The sequence below is a fragment of the Zeimonas sediminis genome (genome assembly GCF_023721795.1).
Taxonomy (GTDB): domain Bacteria; phylum Pseudomonadota; class Gammaproteobacteria; order Burkholderiales; family Burkholderiaceae_E; genus Zeimonas; species Zeimonas sediminis.
Window position 1 is genome coordinate 1,945,135 of the sequence record NZ_JAMQYE010000001.1, and the last position, 22,823, is coordinate 1,967,957.

The 22,823-nt window shown below is 72.3% G+C and carries 25 protein-coding genes; 11 read left to right on the top strand and 14 right to left on the bottom strand.

Features of this window, described 5'->3' with window-relative positions:
* The first annotated feature begins 1 nt into the window (after position 1).
* The gene (locus tag M6I34_RS09060) at positions 2 to 970 is read left to right on the top strand and encodes a hydrolase (protein WP_272485369.1); all 969 of its coding nucleotides are present in this window, start codon (positions 2 to 4) and stop codon (positions 968 to 970) included.
* The gene (locus M6I34_RS09065) at positions 963 to 1,511 is read left to right on the top strand and encodes a DUF2946 family protein (protein WP_272485370.1); all 549 of its coding nucleotides are present in this window, start codon (positions 963 to 965) and stop codon (positions 1,509 to 1,511) included. Before M6I34_RS09060 ends, M6I34_RS09065 begins: the two co-directional genes overlap by 8 nt.
* 41 nt (positions 1,512 to 1,552) lie before the next feature.
* Here the strand turns inward: M6I34_RS09065 and M6I34_RS09070 are convergent, their stop codons facing one another.
* Positions 1,553 to 3,013 carry a M48 family metalloprotease gene (locus M6I34_RS09070; protein ID WP_272485371.1) on the bottom strand — a complete coding sequence of 487 codons (1,461 nt, stop codon included), beginning with the start codon at positions 3,011 to 3,013 and terminating at the stop codon, positions 1,553 to 1,555.
* 122 nt (positions 3,014 to 3,135) lie between these two features.
* Here M6I34_RS09070 and moaC point away from each other — a divergent pair, with 122 nt between their 5' ends.
* From moaC to M6I34_RS09085, 3 genes are all read left to right on the top strand, one after another.
* On the top strand, positions 3,136 to 3,618 hold the full coding sequence (moaC, locus tag M6I34_RS09075; RefSeq protein ID WP_272485372.1) for a cyclic pyranopterin monophosphate synthase MoaC: 483 nt from the start codon (positions 3,136 to 3,138) through the stop codon (positions 3,616 to 3,618).
* 175 nt (positions 3,619 to 3,793) lie between these two features.
* Entirely contained in the window at positions 3,794 to 4,243 is a 450-nt protein-coding gene (locus tag M6I34_RS09080; protein WP_272485373.1) for a hypothetical protein, read from the top strand.
* Between the two features lie 11 nt (positions 4,244 to 4,254).
* Entirely contained in the window at positions 4,255 to 4,575 is a 321-nt protein-coding gene (locus M6I34_RS09085) for a GNAT family N-acetyltransferase (RefSeq protein WP_272485374.1), read from the top strand.
* Here M6I34_RS09085 and M6I34_RS09090 read toward each other — a convergent pair.
* Together M6I34_RS09090 and M6I34_RS09095 are read right to left on the bottom strand one after the other, a co-directional pair.
* Entirely contained in the window at positions 4,551 to 6,335 is a 1,785-nt protein-coding gene (locus M6I34_RS09090; RefSeq protein WP_272485375.1) for a chloride channel protein, read from the bottom strand. The genes M6I34_RS09085 and M6I34_RS09090 overlap by 25 nt on opposite strands.
* 59 nt (positions 6,336 to 6,394) lie before the next feature.
* Positions 6,395 to 6,850: a MarR family winged helix-turn-helix transcriptional regulator gene (locus tag M6I34_RS09095; RefSeq protein ID WP_272485376.1), complete on the bottom strand. Its 456-nt coding sequence runs from the start codon at positions 6,848 to 6,850 to the stop codon at positions 6,395 to 6,397.
* A gap of 193 nt (positions 6,851 to 7,043) precedes the next feature.
* On the opposite strand from M6I34_RS09095, the gene badH reads away from it, so the two are divergent.
* The 3 genes from badH to aliB are packed head-to-tail and all read left to right on the top strand — an operon-like array spanning position 7,044 to position 9,821.
* A complete protein-coding gene (gene badH, locus M6I34_RS09100; protein ID WP_272485377.1) occupies positions 7,044 to 7,811 on the top strand; it encodes a 2-hydroxycyclohexanecarboxyl-CoA dehydrogenase in 768 nt (255 codons plus the stop codon).
* A 53-nt stretch (positions 7,812 to 7,864) separates the two neighbouring features.
* Positions 7,865 to 8,647 carry a 2-ketocyclohexanecarboxyl-CoA hydrolase gene (gene badI, locus M6I34_RS09105; RefSeq protein ID WP_272485378.1) on the top strand — a complete coding sequence of 261 codons (783 nt, stop codon included), beginning with the start codon at positions 7,865 to 7,867 and terminating at the stop codon, positions 8,645 to 8,647.
* A 22-nt stretch (positions 8,648 to 8,669) separates the two neighbouring features.
* Positions 8,670 to 9,821, top strand: coding sequence for a cyclohexanecarboxyl-CoA dehydrogenase (gene aliB / locus M6I34_RS09110; protein ID WP_272486639.1), 1,152 nt, complete (start codon positions 8,670 to 8,672; stop codon positions 9,819 to 9,821).
* Between the two features lie 59 nt (positions 9,822 to 9,880).
* On the opposite strand, the gene M6I34_RS09115 is transcribed toward aliB, so the two are convergent.
* Complete coding sequence (locus tag M6I34_RS09115) at positions 9,881 to 11,131, bottom strand: alpha/beta hydrolase (protein WP_272485379.1); 1,251 nt, start codon at positions 11,129 to 11,131, stop codon at positions 9,881 to 9,883.
* A 437-nt stretch (positions 11,132 to 11,568) separates the two neighbouring features.
* On the opposite strand from M6I34_RS09115, the gene M6I34_RS09120 reads away from it, so the two are divergent.
* From M6I34_RS09120 to M6I34_RS09130, 3 genes are all read left to right on the top strand, one after another.
* The gene (locus M6I34_RS09120; protein ID WP_272485380.1) at positions 11,569 to 12,195 is read left to right on the top strand and encodes a hypothetical protein; all 627 of its coding nucleotides are present in this window, start codon (positions 11,569 to 11,571) and stop codon (positions 12,193 to 12,195) included.
* A 10-nt stretch (positions 12,196 to 12,205) separates the two neighbouring features.
* Positions 12,206 to 12,970, top strand: a complete 765-nt coding sequence (locus tag M6I34_RS09125; RefSeq protein ID WP_272485381.1) for a hypothetical protein — start codon at positions 12,206 to 12,208, stop codon at positions 12,968 to 12,970.
* Positions 12,971 to 13,058: 88 nt separating this feature from the next.
* A complete protein-coding gene (locus M6I34_RS09130; protein ID WP_272485382.1) occupies positions 13,059 to 13,265 on the top strand; it encodes a hypothetical protein in 207 nt (68 codons plus the stop codon).
* On the opposite strand, the gene M6I34_RS09135 is transcribed toward M6I34_RS09130, so the two are convergent.
* From M6I34_RS09135 to M6I34_RS09180, 10 genes are all read right to left on the bottom strand, one after another.
* On the bottom strand, positions 13,256 to 13,795 hold the full coding sequence (locus M6I34_RS09135) for a DUF411 domain-containing protein (RefSeq protein ID WP_272485383.1): 540 nt from the start codon (positions 13,793 to 13,795) through the stop codon (positions 13,256 to 13,258). The two genes, M6I34_RS09130 and M6I34_RS09135, sit on opposite strands and share 10 nt — an antisense overlap.
* Before the next feature lie 4 nt (positions 13,796 to 13,799).
* Positions 13,800 to 14,303, bottom strand: a complete 504-nt coding sequence (locus M6I34_RS09140) for a cupredoxin domain-containing protein (protein WP_272485384.1) — start codon at positions 14,301 to 14,303, stop codon at positions 13,800 to 13,802.
* A gap of 34 nt (positions 14,304 to 14,337) precedes the next feature.
* A complete protein-coding gene (locus tag M6I34_RS09145; RefSeq protein WP_272485385.1) occupies positions 14,338 to 15,765 on the bottom strand; it encodes a multicopper oxidase family protein in 1,428 nt (475 codons plus the stop codon).
* Positions 15,766 to 15,788: 23 nt separating this feature from the next.
* Positions 15,789 to 17,270, bottom strand: a complete 1,482-nt coding sequence (locus M6I34_RS09150; RefSeq protein WP_272485386.1) for a TolC family protein — start codon at positions 17,268 to 17,270, stop codon at positions 15,789 to 15,791.
* On the bottom strand, positions 17,267 to 17,902 hold the full coding sequence (locus M6I34_RS09155; protein WP_272485387.1) for a copper-binding protein: 636 nt from the start codon (positions 17,900 to 17,902) through the stop codon (positions 17,267 to 17,269). Before M6I34_RS09155 ends, M6I34_RS09150 begins: the two co-directional genes overlap by 4 nt.
* 94 nt (positions 17,903 to 17,996) lie before the next feature.
* The gene (locus M6I34_RS09160) at positions 17,997 to 18,515 is read right to left on the bottom strand and encodes a hypothetical protein (protein WP_272485388.1); all 519 of its coding nucleotides are present in this window, start codon (positions 18,513 to 18,515) and stop codon (positions 17,997 to 17,999) included.
* A 125-nt stretch (positions 18,516 to 18,640) separates the two neighbouring features.
* Positions 18,641 to 20,173 carry a magnesium transporter gene (mgtE, locus tag M6I34_RS09165; protein ID WP_272485389.1) on the bottom strand — a complete coding sequence of 511 codons (1,533 nt, stop codon included), beginning with the start codon at positions 20,171 to 20,173 and terminating at the stop codon, positions 18,641 to 18,643.
* 17 nt (positions 20,174 to 20,190) lie between these two features.
* Positions 20,191 to 20,880 (bottom strand): monofunctional biosynthetic peptidoglycan transglycosylase, encoded by a 690-nt coding sequence (gene mtgA, locus M6I34_RS09170; RefSeq protein ID WP_418953547.1) that lies wholly within the window; start codon positions 20,878 to 20,880, stop codon positions 20,191 to 20,193.
* A 152-nt stretch (positions 20,881 to 21,032) separates the two neighbouring features.
* The gene (gene aroE / locus M6I34_RS09175; RefSeq protein ID WP_272485390.1) at positions 21,033 to 21,881 is read right to left on the bottom strand and encodes a shikimate dehydrogenase; all 849 of its coding nucleotides are present in this window, start codon (positions 21,879 to 21,881) and stop codon (positions 21,033 to 21,035) included.
* A gap of 25 nt (positions 21,882 to 21,906) precedes the next feature.
* Positions 21,907 to 22,791, bottom strand: coding sequence for an energy transducer TonB (locus M6I34_RS09180; RefSeq protein ID WP_272485391.1), 885 nt, complete (start codon positions 22,789 to 22,791; stop codon positions 21,907 to 21,909).
* Positions 22,792 to 22,823 lie beyond the last annotated feature (32 nt).

Consider the following 22,823-nt stretch of genomic DNA (forward strand, 5'->3'; position numbering starts at 1 on the left):
CATGCCGGGGAGCGAGGGCTACCGGCCGCCTGGCTGGCTGCGCGGCGCCCATCTGCAGACGATCTGGCCGGCAAAGCTCGCGCCCAGGCCGCGCGTGCGCTACCGGCGCGAGCGCTGGGACACGCCCGACGGCGACTTCATCGACGTCGACTGGCTGGCCGACGACCGGGCCGACGACGCGCGGCCGCTGGTCGTCCTGTTCCACGGACTCGAAGGCGATTCGGACAGTCACTACGCCCGCGCGCTGATGGCCGCCGCTCGCCGCCGGGGCTGGCGCGGCGCGGTCGCGCACTTTCGCGGCTGCAGCGGGGAGCCGAACCGCCTGCCGCGCGCCTACCACTCGGGCGACTCCGACGAGATCGACTGGGTCCTGCGGCGTTTCTCGGCGCTGCACGCGCGGGGCGCGCCGCTGCACGCGGTGGGCATCTCGCTGGGCGGCAACGCGCTGCTCAAGTGGCTCGGCGAGCGCGGCGAGTCGGCCGGATTCGTCCGCTCGGCCGTCGCCGTGTCGCCGCCGCAGGACCTGGCGGCCGGCGCGCAGGCGCTGGCGCGAGGCTTCAACCGCGTGTACACCGCCAACTTCCTGGCGACCCTGAAACGCAAGAGCCTGCTGCAGCTGGAGCGCCATCCGGGCCTGTTCGACCGCGCGCGGGTGATTGCGGCGCGCGACTTCTTCGACTTCGACGACGCGGTGACCGCGCCGCTGCACGGCTTCGCCGGCGCGCGCGACTACTGGCGGCGTTCGTCCTGCAGGCCGCTGCTCGGCGGCATCCGGGTGCCGACCGCGATCGTCCACGCGCTGAACGACCCCTTCCTGCCCGCGCGGGCGCTTGCCGGGCCGACGGATGTCTCTCGCGAGGTCAGGCTCGACTACTCGCCCGAGGGCGGGCACGTCGGCTTCGTGACCGGCGCGCCGCCCGGCCGGCTCGACTGGCTGCCGGCGCGCATCCTGGAGCACCTCGATGGATGAGCAGGTCCTGAAGGCGATGGCCCGTTGGCCGAACGTGCCGGCGGTCCACGGCTGGCTGCGGCTCGACCGCCGCGGCGGCTGGCATCTGGTCGACCGCGGCCGGCCCGGCTTCGACGAGTCGCGCGATCGCGCCGGCAGCCCGATCACCAGTCCGCCGATCGTCGACTTCATCCACCGCAACTACACGCACGACGAGAGCGGCCGGTGGTACTGGCAGAACGGGCCGCAGCGCGTGTACGTCGACCTCGACTGCGCGCCACTGGTCTTCCGGGTGTTCGGCGAAGGCCGCGACGCGCGGCTGGTCGCGCACACCGGCGAGCCGGTGTCGCGCGTGGATGCCGCCTGGACCGGACCGGCCGGGGAGATCCTGCTGGCCACCGACATCGGGCCGGGGGTGGTGCACGACCTGGACCTCGGGGCGCTGGAGATTCACGAGGGCGCAGGCGGGCTCGAGCTGGCGCTCGGCGAGCGGCGCCTCGCTCTCGGGGAGACCGAAGATCCGCCGCGCGCGCTGGGCTTCGCGGCGCGTCCGCGTCCGTAGGCCCGCCCGCGGACCCGCGCGCGAGCCCCAGGCCCGCGCCGCTACTGCCGCTCGCGCTCTTCCCGCTCGCGCAGGTATTCCTGCTGCAGCTCGCGAAGGCGCGCATCGACCTGCGAGCCGGTGTAGAAGTCGAGCGTGCCCGCCTGCCGTGCGCGCCTGAGCTGCTCGATCGCGGCCGGCAGGCCGCCGAGCAGCGCGAAGTGCTCGGCCGACGCCCTGTGCGCGCGCGCCGGATCGCCGGCGCCGCTCCAGGCCTCGGCCAGCAGCCGCCACAGCGTCGCGTCGCCGCGATGGATCTCGACCGCCTTGCCGAGCGCGTCGGCCGCGTCGCGGTGGCGGCCGGCCGCGAGCAGCGCCTGCGCCCTGACCCGGATCAGCGCCCGGTTGGACGGCTGCTGGGCGAGCGCGGCCTCGGCGATCGCGCGGGCCCTGCCCGGCAGGCCTGCGTCGAGCTCGATCTGGGCGGCTAGCCGCTCGACGAAGGGATGCGGCCCGATGCGGCTGCGCACCTCGGCCAGCGCCGCGCGCGCGCCATCGGGGTCGCGCTGCGCGTTGCGCACGGTGGCCAGGCCGAACCAGCCCGCCGCCTCGTTCACGGTGCGATTGCGCAGCTGCCGCTCGAAGGTGGCGGCCGCGCGGGCCAGCGCGTCGACGCTGCCGTCGGCCAGCGCGCGCAGCCTGGCCTGCACCAGCAGGAACTCGGTGCTGTCGGGCCGCTGCCGGTAGCGGGTGTCGCGCAGGCGGTTCTGGATGTCGGCCATCCGCTCGGAAGTGACCGGATGGGTGCGCAGGTAATCCGGCGCGCCGTTCTCGTACAGCCGGCCTGCCTGCTGCAGTCTGCCCAGGAAGCCGACCATGCCGTTGGCGTCGTAGCCTCCCTCGATCAGCATGTCGAGGCCGATCCGGTCGGCCTCGCGCTCGGCGTCGCGCGAGAATCCGAGCATCTGCTGGCGCGCGATCGTGCTGCCCAGCGAGGCCACGCCCATCGCGGCCTGCGGGTTCGAGCTCGCCGCCAGCGCGGCGAGCACCAGCGAGGCGAGCATGACCACCGAGGTCTGGCGGTCGCGGGCGAGCATTCGCGCGATGTGGCGCTGGGTCACGTGGCCGATCTCGTGCGCGACCACCGACGCGAGCTCCGACTCGCTCTGCGCGGCCACGATCAGCCCGCTGTGCACGCCGATGAAGCCGCCGGGCAGCGCGAAGGCGTTCAGCGTGCCGTCGCGCACCAGGAACAGCTCCAGGCTGTGGCCGGCGGCCGTCGTCGTCGAGGCCAGCCGCTCGGCGAAGTCGTTAAGCCAGTCGGTGATCTCGGGATCGTCGGCGATCACGCGCTCGCGGTGCATGTCGCGGACGATCTGTTCCCCGATGCGACGCTCCATGGCCGGCGACAGCTCGTCGGCGGCGGCGTCGCCGAGCCGCGGCAGGTTGGCCGCCGACGGCGCCGGCTGCGCGAGCCCGAGCGGAGGCGCGAGCGCGAGCGCGGCCGCGACCAGCGCGGCCATCGTGCGGCGGGCCGCCGGGGCGGAAATGACGGGGTGACTGCCGACTGCCAAAGAGGAAACCCTGGAGCGCGCCGACCGTGGCGCAGCGCATTGATATGATAGTTCCCGAACGAAGTCGACCGATGAAACAGACACTTACCCATTTCGATGCGGCCGGCCACGCGCACATGGTCGACATCGCCGACAAGGCGGTCACCCACAGGGTGGCCGTGGCCCGCGGCACCATACTGATGAAGCCCGAGACGCTGGCGCTGGTCAGGAGCGGCACCGCCAAGAAGGGCGACGTGATCGGCATCGCCCGGATCGCCGCGATCCAGGGCGCCAAGCGCACCGCCGACCTGATCCCGCTGTGCCACCCGATCCCGATCACCCGGGTCGCGGTGGACTTCGAGATCGACGAAGCCGCCAGCGCGGTCCACTGCACCGCCACCGTCGAGTGCGACGGCAAGACCGGCGTCGAGATGGAGGCGCTGACCGCGGTGCAGGTCGGCCTGCTCACCGTCTACGACATGTGCAAGGCCGCCGACCGCGGCATGACGATGACCGACGTGCGGCTGATGGAGAAGCACGGCGGCAAGAGCGGGAGCTTCGTGGCGGGGGAGTGAGCCCGGCGGACGTGTGAGCCGGTCCGTGGATCGAGCCCTGTCCGTCGGGCGCTCGGCGCCGGGCGTCGGGCGCCGCTCGGCAGGGCCCGCCCGCTCGTGTTCGGATCGCAGGCGTCCGTGCGGCGCGGGCGCCGTCCGCCCCCGTCGATTACCGAACCGCTGAAGGATCCAAGACATGAAGCGTTTCCTCCTCGCCGCAGGCCTGGCGGCCTGCGCGCTGCCCGCGCTGGCGGCCGACGTCGGCGTGTCGGTCAGCATCGGCCAGCCCGGCTTCTACGGCCGGATCGACATCGGCGACTTCCACCGCCCGCCTCCGCTGCTCTACCCGCAGCCGGTGATCATCCAGCAGGCACCGGTGGTCGTGGGGCGCCCGCTGTACCTGCACGTGCCGCCCGGTCATGCCAAGAACTGGGGCAAGCACTGCCACAAGTACGGCGCCTGCGCCCAGCCGGTGTACTTCGTCGACGGGGGCTGGTACGAGCGCGAGTACGCGCCGCGCTATCGCGAGCATGCCCGCGCCCGTCAGGTGGAATACCGCGGCGACGAGCGCGGCAGGGGCCGCGGCCGCGACGACGACCACGGCCCCGGGAGGGGCAACGGCAAGGGACGCGGCCACGATCGCTGAGAATCGCCTGCATGCAGCAAGCGGGCGACAACGACGGCATCGGGATCGACGCGACCGACGGGATCGTGTTGATCCGGAATGCCAACACGACGATCGGCTATTGCCGCTTCGACGACGCGGGCGACATCGAGTACATCTTCGTCAACCCGATGTACCGGCGCCGGGGACACGGCACGCGGCTGGTCGACGAAGTCCGCCGCCTGACCGGCGGCGCATGCAGGCCCCTGGAGCCGATCTCGCCGCTGGGCCGGCGATTCTTCGGCCTGCCCCCTGAAGCCGGGCAGGCCGGCGACCGCCAGCAGCCGGCTCAGAATCCCTGTCCTGCCCCCTGATCGATCGTCGCGCGGCCGAGCAGCCCGTAGACCCGGTTCCTGCGGGGCTGCCTGCCGCCGCAGACGAGCACGACGTCGGCGCGCGACTTCTCCAGCGCGGCGCGCGCCTCGCGCAGGGTGGCGTTCAGGTCGACGGTGGCGAACGCGGGCAGCACGTCGGGCAGCGACCAGGGCGTTGCCTCGTCGACGTCCTGACCCGAGAGCGCGGGCAGGTCCGCCGCCCTGAGCGCGCCGACGACCTCATCGCCCTTGACCACCAGCAGCCAGTCGGGACGGCCCGAGAGCGCCCGCTGCAGCGCCGCCTCGTCCGCCCCCTGCTCCACCGCGACGAAGCGCCGGCTCATCACCGCGCCGACGCCGGTGCGCTCGAGCGCCTGCGCCACCGGATCGAAGCGGAAGTCCATGCCGCGCGAACGCAGGATCGACACGAACATCGGGTCCTGCCGGAAGACCACGCGCGCGACAAGGAAGGCGGTGATCACCGCCACCATGCCCGGCAGCATCGTGTTCGGGTTCGCGGTCAGCTCCAGGATCGCCATCAGTGCGGCCAGCGGCGCCTGCAGGCTCGCGCCCATCATCGCCACCATGCCGAGCGCGGCGTAGAAGGCCGCCGACGCGCTCGCGTCGGGAACGATCGCATGGCCGACGACGCCCAGCGCGCCGCCGGCGGTGGCGCCCATCACGATCATCGGGCCGATCAGCCCGCCGGGCAGGCCCAGCCCGCCGCAGGCGATCGTGGCCACCAGCTTGGTCGCGGCGATGACGACCAGCGCCCCCAGGCCGATGCCGCCGATCAGCGTGAGCTGAACCGTGTCGTAGCCGAGCCCCATGATCTCCGGCGCGACCAGCGCGCACAGCCCGCAGATGGCGCCGGCGAGCGTGGTCCTCAACACCAGCGGCAGGTGGCGGAAGCGCTCGTCGACGCGACGCACGCCGGCCACGTACGCCGCCGCCATGCAGCCGATGACAACGCCGAGCAGCACGATCCAGGGAAGCTCGAGCAGCGAGACCAGGTGCAGCTCGGGCACCGCGAAGGCCGGGTCGGGGCCGTAGACGAGCCGGCTGAGCGAGGTCGCGGTGACCGCCGCCAGGATCACCGGCGCGAAGCCGAGCAGCGTGTACTCGAGCATCACGACCTCCATCGCGAACACCACGCCGGCGATCGGCGTGTTGAACGACGCGGCGATCGCGCCGGCCACGCCGCAGGCGACCAGCGTGCGGATGCTGTTGTTCGGCAGGCCCATCCACTGGCCCAGCAGGCTCGCGCTGGCCGCGCCCACGTGGATCACCGGTCCCTCGCGGCCGACCGAATGGCCGGACACGATCGACAGCGCGCCGCCCACGAACTGCAGCAGCGCGTTGCGCCAGGGCATGCGACCGCCGTGCGCCGCCAGTTGCGCCATCACGTGCACCGGGCCGACCTGGCGCGCGCCCACCGCGAACAGCCTGAACAGCAGCCCGATCGCGAGCCCGCCCGCGATCGGCAGGCCCAGCCGCCACTCCCAGGCGAGCAGCTCGAAGCGCTCGGCGTTCGGCAGCAGGCCGGCCAGCACCAGGCTCCACTCGGTGAGCATCCGGAAGGCGACGATGACGACGCCGGTCACGAGCCCGGCCGCCACGCCGAGCAGCGACAGCCCGACCAGCGCGTCGGCTCGCGACAGGTAGAGACGAAAATCGTCGAGGGCCGAGCGCAGCGCCGCGGCGACGCGCGCCCGCCGCGGCCGCGCCGCGCGAGGGTCGGAAGGGTCGTCGGAACCCAAGGGTCACTCCTTCGTCGGCGGGCGCACGGCCCGGCTGCGAAGACCCAATCCTAACCGCCTCAGCCGCGCGCCCGCGCGTCGAGCCGTTCCATGTTGTCGAGCAGCTTCAGCAGGTAGTGGATCGCGTGGGTCATGTCGTCGGCCGAAAAACCCTCGAGCGCCTGCGCGTAGTAGGCGTGGATCTTCGGTTGCGCCAGTTGGTTCCAGACACGGCGCCCGGAGGGCGTCATCGTGATTCGCCGTGCTCGCCGGTCCTGTCCGTCGGTCGCGCTGGCGAGATGGCCGTCGCGCTCCATCCGGCCGATCACCCCGGAGAGGTTCTGGCGACTGACCATCAGGTAGCGCGCGAGCTCGTTGACGGTCATGCCGGCGGCCGCCTGCGGACGCGACAGCGCGCCGAGCACCGCCCACTGCTGGGTGGTGAGCCCTTCCTGCTCGACCGCGCGCGACCCTGTTTTGTGCAACATGTTTGCGCATTGGTACAGCCGGAAGAAGAGCCTGTTCGCCAGGTCCATCCTGGCAGGGTCCTGAATCGTCTGTTTTCGCCTGGTCATATCCGGTCGACTCCGGGGGCTTGAATCGCCCGTGCATCGCGGATACTATACGTCAACATATTGACGTACAACAGCCGGCCCGCGCCAGCTGATCCACACCCGCTCGTGCGCTCGCCCGGAGGCCGCGCACGGCAGCGCCGACAAGGAGGAAACCGTGAGCGCATTCGAAGGCAAGACCGTGATCGTGACCGGCGGTGGCGGCGGCATCGGCGGGGCCACCTGCCGCCGCTTCGCCGCGGCGGGCGCCAGGGTCGCGGTCCTGGACCGCAACGCCGAGGCCGCCGCCAAGGTGGCCGGCGAGATCCGCGCGGCAGGCGGCGTTGCCGAGGCGATCGGCTGCGACATCACCGACCGCGCCAGCGTCGACGCCGCCGTCGCGGCCACGACCGAGCGCCTCGGGCCGGTCGACGTGCTGGTCAACAACGCCGGCTGGGACATCTTCAAGCCCTTCACGAAGACCGAGCCTTCCCAGTGGGACCGGCTGATCGCGATCAACCTGGTCGGCGCGCTGCACATGCACCACGCGGTGCTGCCCGGCATGGTCGAGCGCCGGCGCGGCCGCATCGTGAACGTGTCGTCCGACGCCGCGCGAGTCGGCTCCTCGGGCGAGGCGGTCTACGCGGCCTGCAAGGGCGGGCTGGTCGCGTTCTCCAAGACGATCGCGCGGGAGCACGCGCGCCACGGCATCACGGTCAACGTGGTCTGCCCGGGGCCGACCGACACCGCGCTGTTCGCCGACTACAAGGAAGGCGCCGGCAACCCGGAGAAGCTGGTCGAGGCCTTCACCCGCTCGATCCCGCTGGGCCGCATCGGCCAGCCCGACGACCTGCCGGGCGCGATCCTCTTCTTCGCGGGCGACGACGCCGGCTACATCACCGGCCAGGTGCTGAGCGTTTCCGGCGGCCTGACGATGGCAGGCTGAGGACGCACGGGGAAACCTGCAGCGCGTCCCGATCTCACGACAAGGAACCCGACATGAACTACGAAGACATCCTGTACGAAGTGCGCAACGGCGCGGCCTGGATCACGATCAACCGGCCGGAGAAGATGAACGCCTTCCGGGGCAAGACCTGCGACGAGCTGATCCACGCGATCAACCGCGCCGGCTACGACCGGAACATCGGCGCGATCGTGCTGGCCGGCGCCGGCGAGCGCGCGTTCTGCACCGGCGGCGACCAGTCGGCCCACGAGGGCCAGTACGACGGCCGCGGCACGATCGGCCTGCCGATCGAGGAGCTGCACAACGCGATCCGCGACGTGCCCAAGCCGGTGATCGCCCGGGTGCAGGGCTATGCGATCGGCGGCGGCAACGTGCTGTGCACGATCTGCGACTTCACGATCGCCTCCGAGAAGGCCATCTTCGGCCAGGTGGGCCCGAAGATGGGCTCGGTGGACCCGGGCTTCGGCACCGCCTTCCTGGCGCGCGTGGTCGGCGAGAAGAAGGCGCGCGAGATCTGGTACCTGTGCCGCCGCTACCCGGCCGCCGAGGCGCTGGCCATGGGGCTGGTCAACGCGGTGGTGCCGCACGAGCAGCTCGACGCCGAGGTGCAGAAGTGGTGCGACGAGATCATGGAGAAGAGCCCGACCGCGATTGCGATCGCCAAGCGCTCGTTCAACATGGACACCGCGCACCAGGCCGGCATCGCCGGGATGGGCATGTACGCGCTGAAGCTGTACTACGACACCGAGGAGTCGCGCGAGGGCGTCAAGTCCTTCCAGGAAAAGCGCAAGCCGGATTTCCGCAAGTACGCGAAGTGATCGACGCATGCGAGGGATGACGATGAACCCGTACATCGACGATGACCTCGCGGCGCTGAGCGAGCACGCCCGGCGCTTCGCGACGGACCGCATCGCACCGGGCTTCCTGGAGCGCGACCGCACGCGGGTGCTCGACCGCGAGCTGATGCGGCAGATGGGCGAGATGGGCTTCATCGCGCCCGAGCTGCCCGAGCAGTACGGCGGCCAGGGCCTCGGCTGCCTGGCCGCCGGCGTGATCCACGAGGAGATCGCGCGCGCCGACCTGAGCCTGTCCTACATCAACCTGCTCGCGTCGCTGACCGGCCAGATCCTGGCCGAGCACGCGCGGCCCGAAATCGCCGCGCACTGGCTGCCCAGGCTCACGCGCGGCGAGGCGCTGCTCGCGATCGCTCTGACCGAACCGCGCGGCGGCTCGGACGCCGCCAACCTGCGGCTGAAGATGACGCGCGACGGCGACCACTACGTGATCGACGGCGAGAAGACCTCGATTTCGGCGGCCGACCAGGCCGACGCGACCGTGGTGTTCGCGCGAACCGGCTCGGTCGATTCCGGCGCGCGCGGCGTGTCGGCGATCCTGGTGCCGATGGACACGCCGGGCGTCACCACCACCCGCTTCGACTGTCACGGCCAGCGCGCGATCGGCCGCGGCTCGATCTTCTTCGAGAACGCGCGCGTGCCGGCCGACCACCTGCTCGGCCAGGAAGGCCAGGGCTTCGTGCAGGTGATGCAGGGCTTCGATTTCTCGCGCGCGCTGATCGGCCTGCAGGTGCTGGCGGTGGCGCGGGTCGCGCTCGAGGAGACCTGGGAATACGTCGCGCAGCGCGAGGCCTTCGGCAAGCCGCTGTCGGCCTTCCAGGGCGTGTCGCACCCGCTGGCCGATTACGAGACCCAGGTCGAAGCCGCGCGGCTGCTGTGCCTGCAGACCCTGTGGCTGAAGGACCGCGGCCTGCCGCACACCGCCGAGGCGGCGATGTGCAAGTGGTGGGGCCCGAAGCTCGCCTACGACGCGATCCACCAGTGCCTGCTGTCCTTCGGGCACGGGGGCTACGACCGCGGCCACATGGAGCAGCGACTGCGCGACGTGCTCGGCTTCCAGATCGGCGACGGCACCGCGCAGATCATGAAGACGATCATCGCGCGCGGTCGCGCCGGGCGGGGGGCGGTGCCGGCCTGAGGCATCGCGCGAGCGGGAGAACCGCGGATCCGGTCATCGGCATCGCGGTCTCCCGGTCGTCACCGGGCGACGAATCGCTCCATCTCGTCGAACAGCTCCGGCCAGGCCGCCTCGCCCCGCAGCAGCACGTGGTTGGGGCTCTCGAGCAGCACGAACTCCGCGCCGGGAATGCCGGCGGCCAGCTCGCGTCCCTGGTCCACCGGCTGCACCGAGTCGCCGCTGGCGTGCAACACCAGCGTCGGCACGGTCACCCGCTGCAGCAGCGCCGACACGTCGAAGTTATCGACGGCCGCCCGCAGGCGAGCGGCATTCTCCGGCGACGTCGTGTTCAGCTGCAGGTCCACCAGCGAGTCGAGCTGCTCGCGCGTCGCGCCCGGCACGAACATCGAGGCGAACGCGCGCACGAAGGCGCTGCCCGGGCGGCCCCAGCCATGCCGGATCAGCGTCAGCATCGCCTCGCCCTGCTCGCGCTCGGCCGGGGAGCCGCGCCGCAGGCGGCCGACCGCGAAGCCGCCGTGAAGGATCAGGTGGCTGACGCGCCCCGGGTGGCGAACCGCGTAGGCGATCGCGATCGCCGCGCCTTGCGAGGTGCCGTACAGCGCGAATCGGTCCAGCCCCACGGCGTCGACGACCGCCTCGAGGTCCTCGACGAAGCGGTCCAGCGAGAAGTCGGCGACGTCCCACTGCGACAGCCCGTTACCCCGCTGGTCGTAGCGCGTGACCCGGAAGCGCCGGCCGAACTCATCGAGGATCGGCCGCCAGATCGGGCTGTGCCAGTCGTGTTCCAGATGCGTGAGCCAGTGCCCGGACTTGAGGAGCGGTGGCCCCTCGCCGGTGGCGCCCCATGCGATCCGGGTGCCGTCGGCGGAGCGGCAGAAGCGGACGTGCTGGTGGCCGTCGGCCGGCGGCGCCTCGCCAGACGCCGCGGCTGAAGCGGCGCGCGGCGCATCGGCCGGCGCAACGCCGGGTGCCTGCTCGCCGATGAGCTCGACGACCTCGCCGACGAAGCGGAAGCCGCGGCGCGGCACGGTGCGGATCCAGCGCTGGGCATTCCCGTCGTCGCCGATCGCCGCCCGCGCGGCGCTGATCCGCGCGCTGATCGCGGAGTCGGACACGACCCTGCCCCGCCAGACTTCGGCGACCAGTTCGTCGCGCGACACGACCCGATCGCGCGCGCGCAGCAGGCACAGGATCAGGTCGAAGACTTGCGGCTCGACCGGGACCACACGGCCGGCCACGCGAAGTTCGCGGGTCGCGCACAGCATCTCGCCGGGCCCGAACCGGTAGCCGACGACCTCTCCTTCCGCCATCCGCGCCTCCTGGATCCTGGCCCCCGGCGGCCGCAGGGAAACCACAGGGAAAAGGCAGGGCTTTCCCGAGCGAAGCCCAGAGCACGCCCCGGCCCGCCGCGCGATCCTGTCCTCACCGTAGAACGGGACAAAGGAGCGAGGCGATGAGAACCGGCACCGAGAAACGCGGCACAGCGACCGCGATCCGCAGGCGCGACGACGGTTCGATCGACATCCGCCACTACGTGGAGCGCGGGCTGGACGCGCGCGCTGCCACGATGAGGCGCGCGATCGACTCGGCGCTTCCGACCCTCCGCAGGATCCTAGCTCAGGGACCGCGCAAGGTGAACACGACCAGGCCGGCTCGTGCGGGCAGCTCCCGAAGCGATCCATTATCCTGAGGGCTGGTCCACGATTCGCCGGCACGCTTCCGCGGGCCGGTCGACGCCAGCTCGAGAATGCCCGAGATATCCGGCCTGATCCCCGTCGCCGCCGCGCTGCTCGCCCTGACCGGCGCGCTGCTGCTGATCGCCGCGCTGTTCGCGCTGCGCCGCGCGCGGCTGTGGCGCTTCGGCTGGCGGACGCTGGTCGGCGCGCTGCTGCTGTCGGCGGGCTTCGTGCTGGCCGGCCTGCACGGCTACTCGCGCCTCACGCACGAGGCGCTGGCGGCGACGATCTCGGTGCGGCCCGCCGGCCCCCAGCGCTTCGACGCCACCTTCCGCTTCCCCGACGGCCGCGTCGCGGTCTACCGGCTGGCCGGCGACGAGATCTACGTGGACGCCCGTATCCTGAAGTGGAAGCCCGCCGCCAACCTGATCGGCGTGCACACGCTGTGGTCTCTCGATCGCGTGGCGGGCCGATACCGATCGCTCGAGCAGGAGCGCGCTGCGGCACGCACGATCCACACGCTCGCCGCCGAAACGCCGGTCGACCTGTTCGAGATCCGCCGTCGCTTCGCCTGGCTGGCGCCGCTCTACGATGCAGAATACGGATCGGCGAGCTTCGTGGCGGTGAACGGCCCGGCCGAGCTGGAGCTCAGGGTCTCGACAACAGGCTTGCTGATCCGGCCCGCGCCCGCCCGCTGAGCCCCTTTCGATGCTCCTGCTCAAGCTGGCGCTCGTTCCCGCCTCCATCCTGCTCGCCACGCTGGCGGCCCGGCGCTTCGGCCACGCGATCTCGGGGCTGCTGGCTGGTTTCCCGATCATCGGCGGGCCGATCGTCGCCGCGCTGCTGATCGACCTGCCCCCGGCAAGGGTGGCGGACATCGCGCAGGCCACGCTGTCGGCCTGTCCGGCGGCGATCGCGCACATCGTGTGCTTCGCGTGGCTGTCGCGCCGGCTGCCCTGGTGGGGCTGCCTGGCAGGCGCAGCGATCGCCTTCTTCACGGTGGGCAGCCTGATGACCGCGTCGTGGATGCCGGCCGCCCTTGCAGCGGCGATGGCGCTGGCCGGCCCCTTCGTCGCGTGGGCGATGATGCCGCGCGCCGCTGCGTCGGCCGGCGCGGTCCACGTGCCGAACGGCGAGGTCCTGATGCGGGTCGGCGCCGGCTTCGCGCTGGCGGCAGCGATCATCCTCGGTTCCGGACACCTGCCGGCCGCGGTCAGCGGGTTGATGCTCGCCTGGCCGATCAGCGGCAGCATCCTGCCCAGCTTCACGTTGCCGGTGCACGGCCACGCGGCCACCGTCACGCTGCTGCGCGGCTTCGCGATCGGCCTGGTCGGCTTCGTGGCCTTCTTCGCCGCGCTGGTCCTGCTGCTGCGCGCCTGGGACTCGGGTCCGCCGGCCTTCGCGGCAGCGACCGCGGTGTCGGCGCTGGCCGGCCTGACCGTGCACCGTATCCGGCAGCGCGTCCGCCGGTAGCAGCTCGAGCTACCGGCGCGGCCACGCTTGCGGCCGGTCGCCGGGGCTGCCGATCATCGCTGCGCCAACCATTCGAGGAGCGCGAGCGATGGCGGAAGGACCGAAGACCCGGCGACACGACCGCGAACGACGCTTGCAGGCGGCCTGCCTGGCCTGCCGCCTGCTCGCGCTGGCGGCCGCCGCGCTCGCGATCGGCGCGCTGGTGGCCGACGCGCGGCCCGCGGACGCCGGCCCGGCGCTGACGATCGCCACGCTGGCGGCGATCGTCGCGCTGCTGGCCGGGCGTCAGCGATAGGCCTTCCAGACGCTGGTCGAGCCGTCGCGCGCGACCAGCAGCACATCGTACGGATCGCGCCGGTCGCCCTGCTCCATGCCCGGCGAGCCGATCGGCATGCCGGGCACGGCGAGACCGAGCGCCTGCGGACGCTCTGCGAGCAGCCGCTTCACGTCGGCGGCGGGTACGTGGCCCTCGACGACGTAGCCGTCGACGATCGCGGTGTGGCAGGAGCCGAGTTGCATCGGCAGCCCGGCCTTCGCGCGCGCCGCGGCGTTGCCCACGTCGTGAATCCGCACGTCGAAGCCGGCCGCCTGCATGTGCTCGACCCAGCCACCGCAGCAGCCGCAGGTAGGCGACTTCCACACTTCCACGAGCGGCCGGGCGCGCGCCGCGACGGCCGGCCGCACGCCCAGGCCCGGCGCGGCGACGGCCGCTGCCAGCGCGGCCAGCAACAGCCCGCGGCGACCGGGTCGCGCGGGCGCCCCCTTGCCAGCCCCGAGCGCCTCGCCGCGCGCCGCGGGCGCGGGTTCGATTCGTCGTTGCGTCATCCTGTCACTCCTTTACCGTGATCCGGCCGAGCATGCCGGCCTCGAAATGCCCGGGCACCAGGCAGGCGAAGCGGAACTCGCCAGGCCGGGTGAACTGCCAGACGATCGCGCCGGTCTTGCCCGGGTCCACGTGGGCCATGTACGGCTCCTCGTGCTCCATGCCGGGGAACTTCTTCATCAGCTCGGCATGCTTGTTCAGCTCTTCCTCGGTGCCGATCACCATCTCGTGCAGCGCGGCGCCGGCATTGACGACCTCGAAGCGGATCGTCTCGCCTTTGCGTATCTCGATCGCCTCGGGCGAGAAGCGCATCGTGTCGCGCATCTCGACGCGGATCGTCCGCGAGACCTTCGCCGGGTCGCCGGTGCGACCGAAGGCGGTTTCGACGACCTCGACGGCCTTCTGGCCGTGAGATGCGCCGTGCGACGAGCCGTGCGCCGCCGCGCCGGGCGCGCCGACAAGCAGCGACGAGCCCAGCAGCGTCGAGAGAATCGTGGTGTGGAACTTCATCGGTATCTTCCTTTCTCGGGAGATCGGTTTCGGATCAGTGATGCCTGTGCGCGCCGGGCTTGCGGACCTGCAGTTCGAGCGGCGGCGACGCGCCTTGCCCGGACGCGGACGCGGGCGAAGGCGCGGCCGAGGCGCGCGGCGGCTCTGCCAGGGCGCCCTTGCCTGCATCGCCCTTCCACTCCCAGGCCACGGTCCCCGGCGGATGCGCGTACCAGCCTGGGTCGCGATAGTCGTCTGCAGCGAGCCCCTCGCGCACCTTGACCACGGTGAACATGCCGCCCATCTCGATCGGCCCGAAGGGGCCGCGGCCGGTCATCATCGGCAGCGTGTTGGGCGGCAGTTCCATCTCCATCTCGCCCATGTCGGCCATGCCGCGGTCGCCCATCGCCATGTAGCCGGGCACCAGCCGCTCGATGCGCTTCGCGACCTCGCGGAAGTCGACGCCGATCGTGGTCGGCACGTCGTGACCCATCGCGTTCATCGTGTGGTGCGACTTGTGGCAGTGGAAGGCCCAGTCGCCCGGCGCGTCGGCCACGAACTCGATCGCGCGCATCTGGCCGACCGCCACGTCGGTCGTCACCTCGGGCCAGCGCGCGGTCTTCGGCACCCAGCCGCCGTCGGTGCCCGCCACCGTGAAGTCGTAGCCGTGCAGGTGGATCGGGTGGTTGGTCATCGTCAGGTTGCCGAAGCGGATCCGCACCCTGTCGCCCTTGCGAACGACCAGCGGGTCGATCCCCGGGAAGGCCCGGCTGTTCCAGGTCCACAGGTTGAAGTCGAGCATCGTGTTGATCTTCGGCGTGGCCGAACCTGGCTCGATGTCGTAGGCGTTGATCAGGAACACGAAGTCGCGGTCGACCTCGGCGTAGCCGCGCACCGCCTTCGGGTTCTTCGGATGGACGACCAGGAAGCCCATCATCCCCATCGCCATCTGCACCATCTCGTCGGCATGCGGGTGGTACATGAAGGTGCCCGACTTCGTCATCTCGAACTCGTAGACGAAGGTCTTGCCGACCGGGATCTGCGGCTGCGTGAGCCCGCCCACGCCGTCCATGCCGCTGGGCAGCAGGATGCCGTGCCAGTGGATCGTCGTGTGCTCGGGCAGCCGGTTGGTGACGAAGATGCGCACCTTGTCGCCCTCGACGCACTCGATCGTCGGGCCCGGCGACTGGCCGTTGTAGCCCCACAGGTTCGCGACCATGCCCGGCGCGATCTCGCGGCGCACCGGTTCGGCGACCAGGTGGAACTCCTTCCAGCCGTCCTTCATCCGCCACGGCAGGGTCCAGCCGTTGAGCGTGACCACCGGCCGGTAGGGCCGGCCGTTCGGGGGGACGAGCGGCGGCTGCATCGCCGCGCTGTCCATCTGCGGGGCCTCGGGCAGCGAGGCGGCGCCGGCCTTCGACACGAGCCCGGCGCCGAGCGCGAGCGCCGCGCCGCGGCCGAAGAACTGTCTGCGTGAAACCATGGTGTTCGTTCTCCGTTCGGGGCTCAGTGCGGATCGGCGCCTGCGCCGGCCCGCATCGCGCCGGCCGGCGCGCCTGCGGGCGACGCGGCCGCGCCGGCCGGACCGCCGGTGCCGAGCATCGCGGCCTGCATCCGCACGTCGGCGAGCCAGAAGTCGCGCTGCGCGGCGATCGCCGCATTGATCGTGGCGGCCTGCTGGCCGGCGTCGGCGAGCAGGTCGAACACGCCGATCAGCATCCCGTTGTACTTGCGCAGGCGCTCGTCGGAGATCCGCTTGCGAAGCGGGACGATCTCGTCGCGATAGTGCCGCGCCAGTTCCCAGGCCGATTGCCAGGCCTGCCAGGACTCGCGGACCTCGGAGCGCGCATCGATCGCCACGCGCGCCGCGTCGGCGGCAGCCTGCATGTAGATCGCCTCGGCCTTCGCGACCTTCGCGCCGCCCCAGTCGAACAGCGGGATCGACAGCTCGAGCTCGTAGCCGCGCATCCAGTCGTGGTCGCCCTCGCGGACCTGCGCCGGGCCCAGCTCGAGCAGGCTGACGAAGCGGCTGGCCCGGGTGAGCCCGAGCGCCCGCGCGGTGCCTTCGAGGCCGGCGCGCGCCGCCGCGATGTCGTAGCGCTGGCGCATGGCCTCGGCCTCGACGTTGCCGGGCCCGGCCAGCCGGTCCGGCAGCGGCGGCAGGCGATCGGGCAGCTTCAGCTCGGCGCGCGGGCCCCACAGGCCCAGCGCGCGCACGAGCCGCTCGCGGGTCGCCACCGCGTGCTGGCGGGCGCGCTCGAGCTGCGCGACCGACTCGGCGTACAGCAATTGCTCGCGCACCGCGCTGCCTTGCGGCCAGTTGCCGACGCGCGCCATCCGCACCGCCAGGTCGCGGCCGAGCTCGGCCGCCTCGACGACGTCCCTCTGGTAGCGCTCGGCCTGCCGGGCCGCCACCGCGTCGAACCAGGCGGCGCGCGCATCCAGCGCGACCCGCGCGACCGCCGCGGCGGCCGACAGCTGCGCCGCTTCGAAGCGGCGCCCCTCGACCTCGCGCGCCAGCGGCATCAGCAGCAGGTTCCCGACGTCGAACAGCAGCACCCCTTCCCGCTTGCTGTCGCCGCCGTCGTTGTCGACCTTCATCCACGAGAGCACCGGGTTGCGCAGCCGGCCCGCCTGCACCAGGTCGGCCTCGGCGATGCCGAGCCTGGCGAAGCTCGCCTGCAGCGTCGGCGAGCCGAGCAGGGCGATCCTGACTGCCGCATCGGCGTCGAGTTCGGACGCGAGCAGTTGGTCGATCTCGGCGTCGACCCCGGCGCGCGCCGCGTCGTCGCGCAGGGGCTGGACCTTCGTGCCGAAGCGCTCGGTCGCCAGCGTGCGCGCCGGATCGAGGCCGCCGTCGGCGGAGAACTGCGCGCAGCCCGCCAGCGCGAGCGCGGCGAGCGCCACGGCGACGGCCTGCGCCGGGCGCCGGCGGGCCGGCAGCCGGCGGGCCTGCCGCCCGTGGAGAGTCCCGGACGCCCCGCTCATTTCGCGCCCTCCCGGACCCATTCGGTGACGACGAAGGCCTGGCCCCGCTGCTCGACCTTGAAGCCGACGGTGTCGCCGACCGAGACCGCGTCGAGCAGCGCCGGGTCGGCGACCTGGAACAGCATCGTCATGCCGGGCATCTCGAGCTTGCGGATCGGGCCGTGCTTGAGACGCACGCGCTTCGCCTCGCGGTCGATGCGCAGCACTGTGGCGACCGCGTCGGCTCCGGCCGGCGCGGTGTCGCCGCCGTCGGCCGACGCGAGGACACCGGCCCCGGCGGCCTGCCCTGGCGTCGCGGCATGCCCCGGCATCGGAGCGTGACCGGGCATCGACGCCTGCCGCGCCGCTGCGGGCGCCGGCGAGGCAGGCGCGCCGTGGTCGACGAAGGCGCCGCGCTCGTCGAATAGCTTGCGCCAGGGAAGCGGATCGAGCGAAGGCAGCGGGCGATAGGCGCCGGCCAGGCCCTCCCGGGCCGGCGCGGTGGACGTTGCCGCCGGATCGAGCGGCGAGGCGACGCCGGAATGGCCGGCCGACGGATCTGGCGGCGAGGCCTGCGCCGGGAACGCCGCGCCGGGCACGGCGAGGGCGGCAGCCACGGCGAGCGCCGGGGCGCGTGAAACGAGTCTGTTCATGGTTCACCTGATGAGCGGATGCGTGGGAAACGCCGCATCGATGAGCGACGTCGTCACGAATGTCGCGGCCTGGGGGCCGCGCGGCGATCCGGTATCAGGCGATCGGTGGACGATCCAGGGGCGTCGGCGCCCGGCTGTCGAAACGGTCTGCCGGCGAAGGCGAGAGCTCGCCGGCAACGGGCGCCTGCCAGCTGCTCACCTCGGGCGCGCCGAGCGCGACGAACGAGGCGAGGCAGAAGGCGCAATCCAGGCAGGCGAGCGAATCGTGCTCGACGGCGGCTGCGCAGCCGGGGTCTGCCCCGCCCTGGTCGGGGGCCGCGGCATGCGCGAGTCCGTCCGTCGGCGCCTGGTGGCAGGGCGCGCCGCCGCGATGCGAGCTCGCGAGCTCGTGCCCGGCGACCGCATGCCCCCCGTGCACCGCTTGCGCGCTTGGCGCCTCGGCCGCCGCCCGAAAGTGGCCCGCATGAGCGAGACCGGCGCCGCCCTGGAGCGACATCGGGAGGGAAACCGCCAGCGCCGTGCCGAGCTGCAGCGGCAGCAGGAACGCCAGCGCCACCGCGAGCAGGCGGCGGAGCAGCGAAACAGGCAGTGATCGCAGGAACGGCTTGGGCAAACCAGGCTCTCGAAACCGGGCGTTGGCAATCGGGCGCGTCGACCGAAATCTTGTCGCGCGATCGAGTCTAGCATTACCGATCCGCGCGATTCACCGCTTCCGGCGAGCGTCGCGAACCGGGATCGCTACGAGAAGAACAGCGTGGCCAGCCCGAGGAAGATCATGAAGCCCATGCTGTCCGTGCTGAAGGTGAGCAGCACCGACGAGCCGATCGCCGGGTCGCGGCCCAGCCGCTCGAGCGTGAACGGCACGGCGAACGCGATCAGCGCGGCGACCAGCAGGTTCAGCACGATCGCCAGGCCCATCGTGAGGCCGATCAGCCAGCCCTGCGGCGACGACCGGTAGAGAAGCCAGGCCGCCATGCCGGCGATCGTGCCCCAGGCCGCGCCGTTCAGGCCGGCGATCGCGAATTCCTTGAGCAGCAGGCGGCGCGCGTTCGACGCGTTGACCTGCCCCAGCGCGATCGAGCGCACCAGCAGCGTCATCGTCTGGTTGCCGGTGTTGCCGGCCAGCCCGGCCACGATCGGCATCAGCGTGGCGAGCGCCACGACCCGCTCGATCGTGCCCTCGAACAGCCCGATGACCCGCGAAGCGAAGAACGCGGTGCACAGGTTCACCGCCAGCCACGGCCAGCGGTTGCGGGCCGAATCCCAGATGCTCGAGAACAGGTCCTCTTCCTCGCGCAGGCCGGCCTTGGCGAGCGCCTCGGACTCGCCTTCCTCGCGAATCACGTCGAGCATCTCGGCGACCGTGACGCGGCCGATCACGCGGCCGTACGGGTCGACGACCGGCGCCGAGACCAGGTCGTAGCGCTCGAAGGCCTGGGCGGCCTCGCCGGCCTCCTCGAGCGGCTGCAGCGTCAGCACGTCGCGCTTCATCACGTCGGTGACCATCACGTCGGGCTGGTTGATCAGCAGCCTGTCGAGCGGCAGCGCGCCGAGCAGCGCGCCCTGCTCGTCGACGACGAATACCTGGTCGGTGTGGTCGGGCAGCTCCTCGAGCGTGCGCAGCTCTCGCAGCACCATGTCGAGCGTGTAGTCGTGGCGAACCGTGATCGCCTCGAAGTCCATCAGCTCGCCGACCGAGTCCTCCGGATAGGACATCGACGCGCGCAGCTGGGCCCGCTCCTCGATGCTCAGGCCCTGGCTGACCTCCTCGACGACGTCGGTCGGCAGGTCGGGCGCGAGCTCGGCGATCTCGTCGGTGTCGAGCGCCTCGACCGCCTCGACCAGTTCCTCGCGATCCATGGACTGGATCAGCGACTCGCGGACCGATTCGGAAACCTCGAGAAGGATCTCGCCGTCGCGCTCGGACTTGACCAGGTCCCAGACGATCATCCGGTCCGGGTAGGGCAGCGCCTCGAGCACGTAGGCGATGTCGGCCGAGTGCAGCCGGTCGAGCCGCGCCCGCAGCTCGTTCAGGTGCTGCTTCTCGACGAGCTGTTCGACCAGCTCGTGCCGCTCCTCGGGCTCGCCGTGGCGCTGGCGGTGCGCCAGCTCCAGCACGACCCGGTGCCGGCGAAGCAGCTCCTGCACCTCGCCGAGCGCGCGCGACGCAGCCTCCGGATCGCGCGACTGGGGCGCCTCCGGGCCGGGGTCGTAGTCGCGCGAGGAGGCGGCTTCGGCCTCCTCGGCGTTCAGGACGTCTTCGTCGGCCATGGCAGGCCGATTCTAGATCAGGGCGGCTCGATCGACCCCATCCATCGCGCGACGAAGGCCGAGCGTCGCGCCAAAGCCGCAGAGCCCGGATTGGCGTCGTAGTAGCGCGGCCGGGGCAGCATGGCCGCCATCCGCGCCGCCTGCGCCGGCCCGAGCCGCGCCGCCGGCACGCCGTAGTGATGCCGCGCACCCGCCTCGGCGCCGAACACGCCGGTGCCCCATTCGGCGACGTTCAGGTAGATCTCGAGGATCCGCCGCTTGCTCATCACCGCCTCGATCATGTAGGTGATGACCAGCTCCTGCCCCTTGCGCAGGTAGCTGCGCTCGCCCGACAGGAAGAGGTTCTTGGCGAGCTGCATCGTGATCGTCGAGCCGCCGTGGCTCACCCGGCCCCGCTCGAGGTTGCGCAGCCAGGCCTTCTCGATCGCGTCCCAGTCCACCCCCTCGTGCTCGGTGAATTTCGCGTCCTCGGCCGCGATGACCGCCCGCTTCAAGTGGACCGAGATCCGCTCGTAGGGCACCCAGTCGAAGCGAAGCTCGGCCTTCGGGTCGGCCTGCCTGAGGCGGGCGAGCTCGGTGCGCATGAACGCGGTCGAGCCCGGATCGATCTGGCTCCACCACAGCACGTGGCCGAAGTACCAGGCCTGCAAGGCCAGCCCCGCGGCGAACGCCAGCGCGGCCGCCCAGCCGACGCCCAGGCCGAGCAGGCGCAGCGCGCCGCGTCGCACCGCGCGCCGCCTAGCCCGGCGCGGCCGCCCGGCGAGCCGGCGGCGCGCCTGCGACCGGCCGGACGGCCCGCCCGCGCGAGGCCTGCCGCGATGTTCGCCCGATGCCGGCAAGCTCGACCCGCGCGCCGGGCTCAGCGCGCGGCCTCGGCCGCGAGCTCGGCGCGCAGCGCCGCGTACACCGGCGCCGTGTCGGGCCGCACGCCGCGCCAGACCAGGAAGGACTCCGCGGCCTGCTCGATCAGCATGCCGAGACCGTCGGACACGCGCGGGCAGCCGCCCGCCTCGGCCTGCGCCATGAACCGCGTGGGGGCTGCCGCGTAGACCATGTCGTAGGCCAGCAGCGCTGCGGCGAACAGCGCCCCGGGAACCGGCAGCGCCTCGCCGCCCAGGCCGGTGGACGTCGCGTTGACCAGCAGGTCGAAGGGCCCGCCGCCGTCGAGCATCGCACCGACCTCGTCGAAGCCGCAGCCGGCGACCCGCGCGTCGCCCAGGCCTGTCGCCAGCTCGCGCGCCCGCGCGGCGGTCCGGTTCGCGATCGCGACCCGCGTGGCCCCGGCATCGAGCAAGGGGCGGATCACGCCGCGCGCCGCGCCCCCGGCGCCCAGCAGCAGCACCGAGCGGCCGGCCAGCGGCACGCCGAGCCGCACCTCGACGTCGCGCACCAGGCCGGCGCCGTCGGTGTTGTCGCCGAAGATCCGCTCGCCGTCGAAGGCGAGCAGGTTGACCGCGCCCGCCGCCTCGGCCCGGGCGCTGCGCTCGGTGGCCAGCGCGAAGGCGTCGAGCTTGAAGGGCAGCGTCACGTTGAGGCCCCTGCCGCCTTCGGCGCGAAATCGCAGCGCCGCCTCGGCGAAGCCGCCGACCGGCGCCAGCAGCCGTTCGTAGACGATGTCCTGCCCGGTCGCCGCCGCGAAGCGGGCGTGGATCGCCGGCGAGCGGCTGTGGGCGATCGGGTTGCCGATCACGGCGTAGCGGTCTGCCATCGGTCGTCCTGCCATCGGGAAGGGGTCAGCGGTCGACCGCCTGGGTCTCGAGGCCGCCCCGGGTGAAGTTCCAGGTGCGCACGATCTGCAGGATGTCGCCCTCGCGGGCCATCTCGGCGCTGAAGCGGGGATAGGGCGCGCCGGCCAGCACGATCTGCCGGACCGCGCGGTTCAGCGGCGCGTACTTCGAGGGCTTGTCGACGATCACGTCGACGACGTTGCCGTCGCGGTCGATCTCGACCGTGATGATCAGCGAGTCGTACATCTTGCCGCGCGCCTCGGGCGGATAGCGCTCGGTGCCGATCTTCTCGATCCGGGCGGCCCAGTCCTCGACGTAGCGGGCGTAGCTGACGCCGACCGCGTTGATCCCGTAGGTGAGCCGCTTGGGCCGCTTGTTGTAGTCGGAGATCTGCTTGTCGATCTGCGCCTGCAGCCGCGCGATGACCTGGTCCACGTTCTGCTCGTCGGCGCCGGTCGGCTGGGGCGTCTTCGCCGGCGCCGGACGCTCGACCGGCGCCGGCGCCGGCTTGCCGGCCGCCAGCGCCAGCAGCTCGCGCTGCCGGGCCTCGAGCTCGGCGACCCGCTGGCGCTGGCGGACCAGCGCGTCGCCGTCGCTCGCCTGCTTCTCGGCCGGCAGCGGGCTGCGCGCGCGGCCGGTGTCGCGGTCGCCGCCGCCGACCATGTCGACCTGCGCGAGCACCTCGGGCTTGACCGGTTTCGCCTCGGTGCGCGCGTTGAGCAGGATCACCTCGAGGCGAGGGTCTAGCGGCTCGAACTTGATCGGCGCGGGCGGTGCGAAACGCAGCATCAGCACGACAAGGTGCAGCAGGATCGAGACGCCGAAGGCGAACGCGAGCCGGTCGCGCGGCATCGCCAGCCGGCCCAGCCAGGCCTGCGCCGTGGAAACCATGGCCGCCGCGCTCGCCATCTTCGCCGCGCCTC